The organism is Rhodococcus sp. MEB032 (assembly GCF_030208925.1).
Lineage (GTDB): Bacteria > Actinomycetota > Actinomycetes > Mycobacteriales > Mycobacteriaceae > Rhodococcus_F > Rhodococcus_F qingshengii.
The window spans coordinates 191,131-203,134 of sequence record NZ_JARVSY010000007.1 but is presented as its reverse complement, the minus strand read 5'-3'; the positions used below and the strand labels follow the sequence as shown (position 1 = coordinate 203,134).

The window sequence follows — 12,004 nt, the reverse complement described above, 5'->3', positions numbered from 1 at the left end:
CTTCGTCACAGCCAGACTAAACCCATGACTTCTACGCCGGGCGTAACCAGGCCCGCACTCCTGGCCGACACCGTCTTACTGGTCAGTGGCGGCTCGCAAGGCGTCGGCGCCGGAATCGTACGCGCCGCAGTCCGTGAGGGCGCTCAGGTGGCTTTCACCGGCCGACGCCCGGACGTCGGAAAGGCTCTCGAGACAGAACTTCCGGGAACTCACTTCATCGAAGCCGATGTGGCACAAACGGATTCCGCGCTCGACAGCGTGGCCGAGACGATCTCTCACTTCGGCCGCGTGGATGCTCTGGTCAATTCCGCCGGGCTCACTTCACGTGGAACGCTGCTCGACACCACCGAAGAACTCTTCGACCAGCACATCGCGGTGAACCTTCGCGGTCCGTTCTTCACGATGCAGGCAGCAGTCAAAGACATGCGCGAGCGTGCGGTCCCCGGGTCCATCGTCAACATCATCTCCACGTCCGAACTCGGCGGGCAACCGTATCTCGCGCCGTACGTGGCAGCGAAGGCCGGGCTGGCGGGGCTGACCCGCAACGCCGCCCATGCGCATCGCTGGGATCGTATCCGGATCAACGGTCTCGACATCGGGTGGACACAGACCGAGGGTGAAGACCTCACGCAGAGAGCTTTTCACGACGCTGGTGACGACTGGCAGGAACGTGCGGGCAGCACCCTCCCCATGGGCAAGCTCGGACAGGTCGACGAAATCGCCGACTTCGTCGTCTTCCTGCTCTCCGATCGCAGCGGAGTCGTGACGGGTTCGATCATCGACTGGGACCAGAACGTCTTCGGAGGGCTGGACTGATGGGCGCTCGTATCGGAGTCGTCGGCCTCGGACGAATCGGCAGCTACCACGCCCGAAACCTGCTGACGCTAAACGGCGTCGACGCGCTGGTTGTCACCGATGTCGACGCACGTCGAACCTCGGACGTGGCAACCGAACTCGATGTGCAGTCCGCTACTGACCCGGCGGCTCTTCTCGCGTCGGGCATCGACGGCGTTCTGATCGCCGCGTCGTCGAGTTCACATGCCGAATTGATCGAAGCCGCTGTCCGCCTAGACATCCCGACGTTCTGCGAAAAGCCGGTAGCCGACTCCATCGAATCCTCCGTTCGTGTACTCGCGACTGCCGAACAGACGTCGGTACCAGTCCAGATCGGATTTCAGCGCCGATTCGACCCGTCATTTGTGGCGGCGTACGACGCGGTTCGATCTGGAGAACTCGGTTGGATCCACACTCTCCGATCGACCACCCTCGACCCCGCTCCCCCGCCGATCTCGTACATCGAACACTCAGGCGGCATCTTCCGCGACTGCTCGATCCACGACTTCGACATCGTCCGGTGGATCAGCGGCCGCGAAGTCACCACTGTTTTTGCCACCGGCTCGAATCAGGGTGATCGCGGGATCGCCGATGCCGGTGACGTCGACACCGCCGCAACGGTTCTCACTTTCGAAGGCGGAACCATCGCGGTCGTGTCGAATACCCGCTACAACGGCCGCGGCTACGACTGCCGACTCGAGGTACTCGGCTCGGCGGACTCCGTCGTTGCCGGGCTGGACGACCGCTTGCCACTCCGCTCTCTCGACCCCGAAACATCGTTCCCCTCGAAGGAGCCGTACACGTTCTTCATGGACCGCTTCACGTCCGCCTACCGTGCGGAACTCGAAGCATTCCTCGGCGTTGTCGCCGGGCGTCGGGAATCACCGTGCACGCCCGCAGATGCGGTCGAGTCGGCCTGGATCTCCGAAGCTGCAACGCACTCTCTGCGCGAGGGTCGGCCCGTCACGATCACCGAAGTCAAAGATCTGTTCCTTCACGACAAGAATGAGGCACACACATGAGCACTCCTCGCATCGCCGGCGCACCGATCTCCTGGGGCGTGTGCGAAGTCCCGGGCTGGGGCTACCAACTCGACCCTGCGCAAGTCCTCCGGGAAATGCGCGAAGTCGGTCTGGCGGCAACGGAAATCGGACCGGAGGGCTTTCTGCCGACTGCACCCGCCGAAATGGCCAAGGTGCTCGCGGATCACGATCTGAGCGCAGTCGGCGGGTTCGCACCGGTACTGCTGCATGATCGCGATCATGATCCGGTTCCCGGCATCTCCCCCATCCTCGATGGTTTCGTCGCCTCGGGTGCCGAAGTTTTGGTCCTGGCCGCCGCGACGGGTTCCGACGGCTACGATTCACGCCTGGAACTGGACGAGCAGAGTTGGAAAACCCTGCTGCACAATCTCGATCGCCTCACCGACGCCGCGGCCGAGCGCGGAATCAGGGCAGTTGTCCACCCTCACGTCGGAACGATGATCGAGCAGCGCGACGAGGTCCTGCGAGTGCTCGACGGCTCGGCCATCCCCCTGTGCCTGGACACCGGCCACCTGTTGATCGGCGGCACCGATCCGGTCGACCTGGCGCGTCAAGCTCCCGAGCGCATCACCCACGTGCATCTCAAGGACGTCGACGATGCCCTCGCATCACGCGTTCGCAGAGGTGAGCTCACCTACACCGACGGCGTGAAGGCGGGAATGTACCGTCCACTCGGTGGCGGCGACGTCGACATCGCCGGTGTCACAGCCATATTGCAGCGCCACGGTTTCGACGGGTGGTACGTGCTCGAGCAGGACACCATTCTGGCCGAAGCGCCGTCGGACGAGGGACCGGTGCGCGATGTGCGAGCGAGCGTCGAGTATCTGCGGTCGGTTCTGTGACACCTCCTACCCCGCTGCGGATAGGCATTCTGGGAGCCTCACGCATCGCCGAGAACGCGATGATCAAACCTGCAACGGCCACCGGGCACCGCCTGGTGGCCGTTGCCGCACGCGACCCCGAGCGGGCCAGAGCCTATGCGGCCCAGCACGGGATCGAACGGGTGGTCGGTTCGTACGCCGAGCTGATCTCGGATCCGGAGGTGGATGTCGTCTACAACGCGCTGCCCAACAGCCTGCACGGACCGTGGAATCTCGCCGCCGTTCAGGCCGGCAAGCACGTGCTGACGGAGAAACCGTTTTCGAGCAACGCGGTGGAAGCGCGTGCTGTAGCCGAGGCAGCACGCGTGAGCGGCGTGACGCTGCTCGAGGGGTTCCACTACCTCTTTCATCCGGTGAACCGGCGCCTGCTGGATCTGGTTCGAAGCGGCGCCGTCGGCGCGGTCACTCGGGTGGAAACCGTACTGCGGATGCCCACACCATCCGAGAACGACCCGCGGTGGGAGCTCGCCTTGGCAGGCGGGTCACTGATGGACCTGGGCTGCTACGGGTTACATGCTTCCCGGACGCTGAGTGACGTCTGTGGTGGTGCGCCAGTGGTGACCGAGACCCGCCACGAGGAATATGCTCCGAGGGTTGATTCGTGGTTCGACATCGAACTCGAATACCCCAGCGGCGCCACGACATCCGTGGTGACCACGATGTTGGACGAGCGGTATCACTTCACCTTCCGAGTATTCGGCACTGAAGGAGACGTCCTGGTACACAACTTCCTGCAGCCGGACATCGACGACCGTGTCTCCGTCACGGCCGGTGGGCGCACGAGCGTCGAGCATCTGGGCACGAAGTCGTCGTACACCTATCAACTCGAAGCGTTCGCCGATCATCTGTCCGGGGTCTCGGCGCTGCCGATCGGGCCGGGCGACGCGGTAGCCAACATGACGATGATCGACGAGGCGTACATGCATTCCGGCCTCGGGGTTCGGCCGACGACCATCCTGTGACGAAACGACTACAGCCTCGGTTCGATTCGAACCGAGGCTGTAGTCGCGAGGTTCTGATCTAGCGGCGAAGCTCGTGGGTCAGCGTCTCGAGCTCGTCACCGCCCGCCATCTCCTTGGTCAGTTCTTCGAGTGAGATGTCGTCGTACTTGGCGTCGAGCTTCTGCCTGCCTCGGTTGAGGAGCACGAAGTGATCGCCGACCATGTACGCGTGGTGCGGATTGTGCGTGATGAAGATGACGCCGAATCCCTGTTCCTTGGCAGCGGTGATGTAGCGCAACACCATTCCCGACTGCTTGACGCCGAGCGCTGCTGTCGGCTCGTCGAGAATCAGCACGCGCGCGCCGAAGAAGATGGCGCGGGCGATGGCAACACACTGACGCTGACCGCCCGAGAGACTACCGATCGGTGCGTCGACGTCAGGTAGTTCGATGCCCATCTTCGACAGTTCCGAAAGAGTCGTCGCGCGCATGGCGTTGGCGTCGAGCGACTTGATCAGACCACCCTTGCGCAGTTCCTGCCCGAGGAAGAAGTTGCGCCACACCGGCATCAACGCAACGACGGCGAGGTCCTGATAGACCGTCGCGATGCCTTTGCCGAGAGCTTCTTTCGGCGAGTGGAACGTTGTCGGTTCGCCGTCGACGAGTAGTTCACCTTCGCTCTGCTGGTGCAGACCCGCGATGATCTTGATCAGCGTGGACTTGCCTGCACCGTTGTCACCGAGCACGCCCGTTACTTCACCCGCACCGACGCGCAGGTTGATTCCCTTGAGCGCGATGATGTTTCCGTATTGCTTACCGACGTCCTTGAGCTCGATCAGTGGCACGTTGCCGCCCGAGTTCGAGAGAGCGGGAACTTCAGCTGTGGTACTCATGTGTCACCTTTTCGCAGCGTAGTTGCGGAATGCGTTGTTGGCGATGACCGCGAAGAGCAGCATGGCGCCGAGGAAGAACTTGAACCAGTCCGGGTTCCAGCCTGCGTAGACGATGCCCTGGTTGGTCATACCGAAGATGAATGCACCGATCGCAGCGCCGATCGCGGTTCCGTAACCACCGGTGAGCAGGCAACCGCCGATGACTGCGGCGATGATGTACAGGAACTCGTTACCGACACCCTGACCGGACTGAACGGTGTTGAACGAGAACAGCAGATGCATGCCCACGAACCAGGCAGCAAAGCCGACGGTCATGAACAAGCCGATCTTGACTGCGGTTACCGGCACACCGATCGCGCGGGCACTGTCCTGATTGCCGCCGACCGCGAAGATCCAGTTGCCGATCTTGGTCTTGAACAAAACAAATGTTGCAATCGCGGTGAACAGCAGCCACCACACGACCGTGATCTTGACGGACACCCCGAAGACCGAGAACGACGACGCGAATACCTTTTTCGCGGAATCGAATCCGGCCATGTCGGAGACGCTGGGTGTGGCCACCTGACCACTCACGAGCTTGGTGACGGCCAGGTTGATGCCGGTCAACATCAGGAACGAACTCAAGGTGATGAGGAAGCTGGGAATCTTCGTCTTCATGACGAGGTAGCCGTTGAAGAATCCGACGGCGAGCGAGACGACCAGCGCCAGAATCGCGCCCACCCACAGGTTGAGGTGCAGGTTGTAGGCGATCATCGACGCGGCGAGCGAGGACGTGGTGACTGCGACGCCGGCGGAGAGGTCGAACTCGCCGCCGATCATGAGCAGGGCGACCGCGCAAGCCATGATGCCGATCGTGGAGCTGGAGTAGAGCACTGTCGCAAGCGCTTCCGGCGTACGGAACGGTGCCGCGACGATACAGAAGAAGACGAAGATGGCGATGGCGCCGACAAGTGAACCCATCTCCGGGCGGAGCAGCAGACGCTGAATGCGCTTTTGCTCCTTCACCCGTTCATCGGTCACGACTTTATGGGCGGCAAGGTCGAGATCTGCCTGAGTGGACATGATTTCCCTTCCGTGCTGGACAGGCGCACGGAGGGCGGACTCTCAGCCCTCCGTGCGCCCGGATCAGCGAGTTCCGTTCTTGGCGTACTCGGCGACCGAGTCGATGTTGGTGTTGTCGATGAACGCGGGTCCGGTCAGGGTGGGCAAGCCACCACCGATCACGTTGCCGTTATTGAGGTAAAGCCACAGCGAATCGATGGCGAGGTAGCCCTGCAGGAAGGGTTGCTGGTCCACTGCCCACTGCACGTCACCGGATTTGATGGCGTCGACGAGCGCCGCGTTGGTGTCGAAGGTGACGACCTTCGCCTTGCTGCCCGCATTGCCGACCGACGTCACGGACGTCAATGCGAACGGCGCACCGAGCGCGAGAACTCGATCGATTGCCGGGTCCTGTTGAAGTTTCGCGGTGATGGTCGACTCCACCGACGGCATGTCCTTGCCGTTGACGTTGAGAATCTCCGTCGTTCCCTTGAACGACTTCTTCACACCGGCGCACCGTGATTCGAGGCTCACGTTGCCCTGCTCCTGAATCACGCACAGCACCTTGGTGGCACCTTCGGTGTTGAGTCGCTCGCCGGCAGCTTCACCGGCAATCGACTCGTCCTGACCGAAGTACTCCTTGACGCCCATGTCCTTCCAGGTTTCGAGGCCCGAGTTGAGGGCGACCACCGGAATGCCCGCGGCGGTGGCACTTTGGACCGCGGCAACCATGGCGTCGGGCTTCGCGAGGGTGACGGCGATCCCGTCGACCTTGCTGTCGATCGCACTCTGAACCAAGTTGGCCTGATTCGGCGCCTCGGGATCGGCGGAGTACCGAAGTTCGATGTTGTCCTTGGCCGCTGCGGTTTCGGCGCCCTTGCGCACCAGATCCCAGAACGTGTCACCGGGAACTTCATGGGTGATCATCGCAATGGTGGCGCGGGGCGTGTCCGCCGTACCCGCGCCCATTCCGGATCCGGAAGAATCCGGCTTACCGCCGGTGCTGGAACAGGCGGCCAGACCCAAGACCACGACTGAGGCTCCGGCCAGTACGGCAACGCTCTTGCGTCCCGTGAGAAACGACATGTGAACTCCCTCTCGACATCAACCAACGGCCCGCGAACGGATGGTGCTCGGTTGTATGTGAAAGATGTAATACCCGTCACAGTCGAATGTCAATAGTTTGTTCTGACATTAGGACTGCTTATCAAAGACCGGACAACCTAGTTTAGGTCGAAACGCCAGGTCAACGCCCTACGAGTCCAGTTGAACCTCGAACTACAAGTTGTGGTTGCGCGACTATGTCCCTGCCCAAGAGTCCACTTCCGGCGTCGAGACGTTCGGAGATTCGCTCCACCGCGGCGCCACCCAGAAACGCCGTGTCCTGCCCGACACTGGTCAGATCGATGTGCGCCAAACCTGCCAATGCACTGTTGTCGAATCCGATCACGGAGACGTCGCCGGGCACCGAGACTCCCGCACGCAAGAAGACGTCCAGGACTCCTAGCGCGCAACGATCATTGAAAGCGAAGACCGCACCGGGAATCCCTTGTTCGACCATCGACCGCGCGGCGTCCGCGCCGAACTCCTCCGTGAGGCCGCCGGGAAGTATCCGCGATTCCAGCCCGGCCGCCCGCATGGCCTTCCGGTAGCCCTGACGCCTCTCCTGGGCGCCCGGACCGCGTCCGCCGTCGACATGGACAATCGAGCGGTGCCCGAGTCCGACGAGATGATTCACGGCCATCACGGCGCCCGCCTCGTCGTCCGTGCGGACAACGTCCACCTGTGCTGAGGGCATCTTCCGGGCGAGCACGACGACGGGAACCTTGGCCGCCAGGTCGACGATCTCCGATTCCGGCGCCTGCGAACCCAACAGCAAGATCGCCTCGCATCGGTCGTCGAGCAGGGTGCGCACGGCGCGCGAGCCAGGCCTGCGGTCCGAGACGGCGCTGAGAACGACGTCGTAGCGCAAGCGTTCGGCTGCGTCGTAGATCTCGTCGAGCAGCTCCGCGTGAAAGGTTTGCGCGGCAACATAACTGACACCGATCAGGCGGCTGCGATGCTGGCGCAGCAGTCGCGCCGCGTTGTCGGGTCGATAGCCGAGTTCGTCCGCGGCCGCCTTGACCCGTACCCGCGTCGCATCGCTGGCACCCGGGACATCGCGAATGACGATGGACACCAGTGCGCGTGACACACCGGCCAGGTCTGCTACGTCTTGCAAGGTGGGGCGTCGACTGTTCACCTCCACAGACTAGATCGTTCCAGCGAATACACGCCGAAACGTTGACGCACGAGGCAACCAGCGCTTTACTGACACGACTAGAACGATCTAGTTCCTCATCCTCACTCCGAACGGAGCCCCCATGTCTGCCTCTGTTGCAGTCGGTCTGATCGGCGCTGGATGGATCGGCCGTTTCCACGGCGAGTCCGTCGCGCTGCGTATCCCCGGCACCCGTCTCGTCGCCGTCGCCGATCCTGCGCCCGGCGCTGCGGCGTCGTTGATCGAACGTGTCAGTCCCGACGCCCGTGCGTACGCCGACGCCCTTGAGCTGATTGCCGATCCGACCGTCGAAGCGGTGCTCATCAGCACGCCCGCATCAACTCACACCGATCTCGTGGTAGCAGCAGCGGAGGCCGGCAAGCATGTCTTCTGCGAAAAGCCGATGGCTTTGACACTCGAGGACGCCGATCGCGCAATCGGCGCATGCGCCGCGAACAATGTTGCGCTGCAGGTCGGTTTCAACCGGCGCTTCGCCGCCGACTTCGCCGCGGCACACGACGTGATCACCTCCGGTGGGATCGGGACACCGCAGCTACTTCGCTCTCTGACTCGCGATCCGGGAATCACCGCCGACGTCGCCTCTCGAGTCAAGCCGTGGACGATCTTCAACGAGACACTGATTCACGACTTCGACGCCCTGCTCTGGCTCAACCCGGGGGCACGCGTCGTCGAGGTGTTCGCGCAGGCCGATGCTCTCGTCCATCCGCAGTACAAGGAGCAGGGGTACCTCGATACGTCGATGGTTCAGTTGCGGTTCGACAACGGCGCCTTCGCGTCGGCCGAGGCCAACTTCCAGGCCACCTACGGTTACGACGTTCGCGGCGAGGTTTTCGGTTCCGGTGGAATGGTGAGTGCAGGCGAGGTCACGCGGACCGCGATGCGTCATTACAGCTCACCGGGCGTTCGGGCCGACACACCTCGGGTGAACATCGAACTGTTTCACGACGCCTATGTTGCCCAGCTAGCGCACTTCGCAGACTGCATCCGCTCCGGCAGCGCGCCGTCGGTCGACGGTCTCGATGCTCGCAACGCCCTGGAAATCGCACTGGCTGCAAAAGAATCCGTGGAAACCGGACTGCCCGTATCGCTGCTGTCGGTGCCGCAGTGAGCCCCTTCGATTTGGCGGTCTCTGCCGAGATGACGTTCACCGAACTCCCTGTCGTCGAACGCATTCGGCGGATCTCGGAGGCGGGGTTCGCAGCCGAGATCTGGAGTTGGCAAGACAAGGACCTCGATGCTCTGGTCGCCACCGGGGCTCGGTTCTCCTCGATGACCGGCTATCTTCACGGCGATTTGTTCGACGAAGCGGGCAGCGCCGAACTCGTACGTACAGCGGCGCTATGCCTCACGCCGGCAGCGAAACTCGGCGTTCCTCGGCTGAACTTCCATACCGGCGAGCTGATCGACGGACAGGCCGCGCGCCCGCAGTATCGAACTACGGGAGCGATGTGGCTGACGGCCCAACGCGCTCTCGAGAAGATCGCGCGACTGGGTGAAGACGCCGGAGTCGTCTTCTGCCTCGAGAATCTCAATACGATCGTCGATCACCCTGGCGTACCGATGGCCAGAGCCAAAGACACTCTGGCACTGGTGGAATCCGTCTCACACCCCAACCTCAAGATGATGCTCGACCTCTACCACGCACAGATCGGCGAAGGAAACCTCATCGAACTCGTGCGGCGTTGTGGTGACAACATCGGCGAGATTCAGGTGGCCGACGTACCCGGCCGATGCGAACCCGGAACCGGCGAGATCAACTACCCAGCCATCGCACGCGTTCTCGCCGAGCAGGGTTACACCGGCACGATCGGATTGGAGGGCTGGGCATCCGGAGACAGTGACACCGCACTCACTGCTTTCCGGAACGCCTTCACTCTCTAACTCTCACCCAGGAACGTGATCCCGTCGTAGCGCGCAGATCTTCCGTCACCGGTCGAGTCCACGGGGAGCGCTTCCTGAGGTCTTTTTGATGGATTTCAGGGGTAGTTTCGATGGCTTTTCCTTGGCAGTCTTTGAGTCACAGCACATCGTGAACTCCGCAGGAAGGCCCCCGAATGACTCCAGCACTGACCGACCACACCGTGCCGTTCGCGGGTAGATTGCACCGAGAAGATTGCAACATCGAAGACTTCGCCGCTCTGGTCGCACACGAGACAGACCCCGTCGATTACCCGTACGCCCATTCGGTGGCCGACGGCGTTCTTCTCTACCGCTCGGATGCTCTGGTCGACAAATTGTCGAATCCTGAAATCCGGGCGGAGATTCAGGACGAGATCGCCCGGGCGTTACTCACCGGTCCAGGCATCACGGTCTTCCAAGGCGCGTTCGACGCGGAGGTATTGGATCGCGCCAGTGCGGTCTTCCGTGAACTCATTGCGCGCCAACACGAAGCCGGCGCGGTGTCCGGAGATCACTTCGCCAAACCCGGAGCCAATGACCGGATCTGGGGAGCACAACTGAAGTTGGCGCTCGAAGATCCCAAGGCTTACGTCGACTACTACGCAAACAGCATTGTCGCTTTGGCTTCGGAAGCCTGGCTCGGCCCCATGTATCAGGTGACGTCGGACGTCAACGTCGTCAATCCCGGTGGCGCCGCACAGAATCCACATCGCGACTACCACCTCGGTTTCATGTCGAGCGACGTCGCTGCGAAGTTCCGAGCGCACGTTCATCGCTTGACCCCCGCCCTCACCTTGCAAGGTGCAGTCGCCCATGTGGACATGCCGGTCGAGACGGGCCCGACGAAATATCTGCCTTACTCCCAACAATTCGAATCCGGATACCTCGCGTTCGAGCGTCCCGAGTTCAAGGAGTTCTTCGAGGCCAATTACGTCCAATTACCTTTGGAGAAGGGAGATGCCGTCTTCTTCAACCCTGCACTGTTCCACGCCGCCGGGCACAACAAATCCGCCGACGTCCTGCGCATGGCAAATCTTCTTCAGGTGTCGTCAGCCTTCGGTCGCGCCCTCGGAACCATTGACCGGGAGGCGCTCGTCAACGCGATCTATCCGGCACTGCTCGCCCTCAGCGAAGCAGGTTCCGACGAGTCCGTTCGCTGTGCCGTCGCCGCTTCCGCTGAGGGCTACGCCTTCCCGACCAATCTGGACCGAGACCAACCGATCGACGGCCTCGCGCCTCAGACGCAGGCCGAACTAGTGATGGAGGCGGTTCGCGAGCGGATCTCGCCTGACCATCTGGCCGAGTTGCTGAAGGCACAGTCCGAGAGACGAATGGCCTGAGGGACGACAGCGCTGACGAGACTTGGACCGCCCAATGCCGGTCAGTCGGTACGCTCGTGGCATGGGGTGGGACTTGTTAGTGCTGTTCGCCATGATCGGCCCGTTGGCGGTGTTCGGGTGGGCGGCTGTTCGGGCAAGGCGCCGCGGGCTTGGGGGGTCGTTCGTCGGGCCGTTTCAGGAGATGTTCGATCCCGGTGCGGCGCGAGCACAGACTGTCATCGAACAGATCGCGGAACTTCCGGATCCTGCGGACTCCGGCGACCCGGACAACGACGACGATGTGCCGTACACAGTCGCCTACGAGGGTGTTCGGCTCCACATCAACCCCGGTAAGGCTCGACAGCGCGGAGGCGACGGGACCACCAAGCGAGCTCAGTGAAAGTCGGACCGGATACAACGCGAGGGAGAACTGGTTCAGTCAGGGCCGGCGAAGTTGATAGGTGACACCGTTCTCCAACTCATCTGAGCTGAAGGACTCCGGAGAGAAGTGGCCCAAGCTCACCTCATAGTTTCTCTGGTTTGCGGGGACGGCATCAAAATGTGCGGTGTAGGAGCAGGTGCTCATTCCGTCGGGAAGTTGATCGATTGCCTCGACCTCGAGTGCCGACCTTGTGGATGCAGCGCCGCTGCCCCCGAAAATCTGAATCTGGTCGTTCGGAGCAACACGAATCATGTCGATCACGCACTCTCCAGAGACCGTCTCGGCCTGCTCTGCCTGACCGGTCACCGTTATCGTGGCGGCAAAGGTTTTCGGCACATCGACATTGGTCGTGCAGCTTGTCAGCATCAGCGCTCCCACAGAGCCCGCTGCCGCAGCCGCAACCTGTGCTGACCTTCGCCTCATAGTCGTCA

Annotated in this window: 13 protein-coding genes; 8 read left to right on the top strand and 5 right to left on the bottom strand. The window is 62.3% G+C overall.

What is annotated here, in order from left to right:
- Positions 1–24 precede the first annotated feature (24 nt).
- Genes QRN54_RS07790 through QRN54_RS07775 form a run of 4 tightly spaced genes read left to right on the top strand, consistent with a single transcriptional unit; the run spans position 25 to position 3,720 of the window.
- Positions 25–816 carry an SDR family oxidoreductase gene (locus QRN54_RS07790; protein ID WP_003940964.1) on the top strand — a complete coding sequence of 264 codons (792 nt, stop codon included), beginning with the start codon at positions 25–27 and terminating at the stop codon, positions 814–816.
- Positions 816–1,856 (top strand): Gfo/Idh/MocA family protein, encoded by a 1,041-nt coding sequence (locus tag QRN54_RS07785; RefSeq protein ID WP_256520550.1) that lies wholly within the window; start codon positions 816–818, stop codon positions 1,854–1,856. The genes QRN54_RS07790 and QRN54_RS07785 overlap by 1 nt, the downstream gene beginning before the upstream one ends.
- Complete coding sequence (locus QRN54_RS07780) at positions 1,853–2,719, top strand: TIM barrel protein (RefSeq protein WP_285181830.1); 867 nt, start codon at positions 1,853–1,855, stop codon at positions 2,717–2,719. The genes QRN54_RS07785 and QRN54_RS07780 overlap by 4 nt, the downstream gene beginning before the upstream one ends.
- Positions 2,716–3,720, top strand: coding sequence for a Gfo/Idh/MocA family protein (locus QRN54_RS07775; protein ID WP_285181829.1), 1,005 nt, complete (start codon positions 2,716–2,718; stop codon positions 3,718–3,720). Before QRN54_RS07780 ends, QRN54_RS07775 begins: the two co-directional genes overlap by 4 nt.
- A 58-nt stretch (positions 3,721–3,778) precedes the next feature.
- On the opposite strand, the gene QRN54_RS07770 is transcribed toward QRN54_RS07775, so the two are convergent.
- The 4 genes from QRN54_RS07770 to QRN54_RS07755 all read right to left on the bottom strand — a co-directional run bounded on the left by QRN54_RS07770 (position 3,779) and on the right by QRN54_RS07755 (position 7,880).
- A complete protein-coding gene (locus QRN54_RS07770; protein WP_007727336.1) occupies positions 3,779–4,591 on the bottom strand; it encodes an ATP-binding cassette domain-containing protein in 813 nt (270 codons plus the stop codon).
- A gap of 3 nt (positions 4,592–4,594) precedes the next feature.
- Positions 4,595–5,653, bottom strand: coding sequence for an ABC transporter permease (locus QRN54_RS07765; protein ID WP_285181828.1), 1,059 nt, complete (start codon positions 5,651–5,653; stop codon positions 4,595–4,597).
- 63 nt (positions 5,654–5,716) lie between these two features.
- Positions 5,717–6,718 carry a substrate-binding domain-containing protein gene (locus QRN54_RS07760; protein ID WP_007727338.1) on the bottom strand — a complete coding sequence of 334 codons (1,002 nt, stop codon included), beginning with the start codon at positions 6,716–6,718 and terminating at the stop codon, positions 5,717–5,719.
- Positions 6,719–6,878: 160 nt separating this feature from the next.
- Complete coding sequence (locus QRN54_RS07755; protein ID WP_285181827.1) at positions 6,879–7,880, bottom strand: LacI family DNA-binding transcriptional regulator; 1,002 nt, start codon at positions 7,878–7,880, stop codon at positions 6,879–6,881.
- 115 nt (positions 7,881–7,995) lie between these two features.
- On the opposite strand from QRN54_RS07755, the gene QRN54_RS07750 reads away from it, so the two are divergent.
- The 4 genes from QRN54_RS07750 to QRN54_RS07735 all read left to right on the top strand — a co-directional run bounded on the left by QRN54_RS07750 (position 7,996) and on the right by QRN54_RS07735 (position 11,531).
- Positions 7,996–9,021, top strand: coding sequence for a Gfo/Idh/MocA family oxidoreductase (locus QRN54_RS07750; protein WP_285181826.1), 1,026 nt, complete (start codon positions 7,996–7,998; stop codon positions 9,019–9,021).
- On the top strand, positions 9,018–9,794 hold the full coding sequence (locus tag QRN54_RS07745) for a TIM barrel protein (RefSeq protein ID WP_080726629.1): 777 nt from the start codon (positions 9,018–9,020) through the stop codon (positions 9,792–9,794). The genes QRN54_RS07750 and QRN54_RS07745 overlap by 4 nt, the downstream gene beginning before the upstream one ends.
- 173 nt (positions 9,795–9,967) lie before the next feature.
- A complete protein-coding gene (locus tag QRN54_RS07740; RefSeq protein ID WP_285181825.1) occupies positions 9,968–11,152 on the top strand; it encodes a phytanoyl-CoA dioxygenase family protein in 1,185 nt (394 codons plus the stop codon).
- 61 nt (positions 11,153–11,213) lie between these two features.
- Complete coding sequence (locus QRN54_RS07735) at positions 11,214–11,531, top strand: hypothetical protein (RefSeq protein ID WP_037125592.1); 318 nt, start codon at positions 11,214–11,216, stop codon at positions 11,529–11,531.
- 39 nt (positions 11,532–11,570) lie between these two features.
- Here the strand turns inward: QRN54_RS07735 and QRN54_RS07730 are convergent, their stop codons facing one another.
- Positions 11,571–11,996 carry a hypothetical protein gene (locus QRN54_RS07730; RefSeq protein WP_100245418.1) on the bottom strand — a complete coding sequence of 142 codons (426 nt, stop codon included), beginning with the start codon at positions 11,994–11,996 and terminating at the stop codon, positions 11,571–11,573.
- Positions 11,997–12,004: the final 8 nt, after the last annotated feature.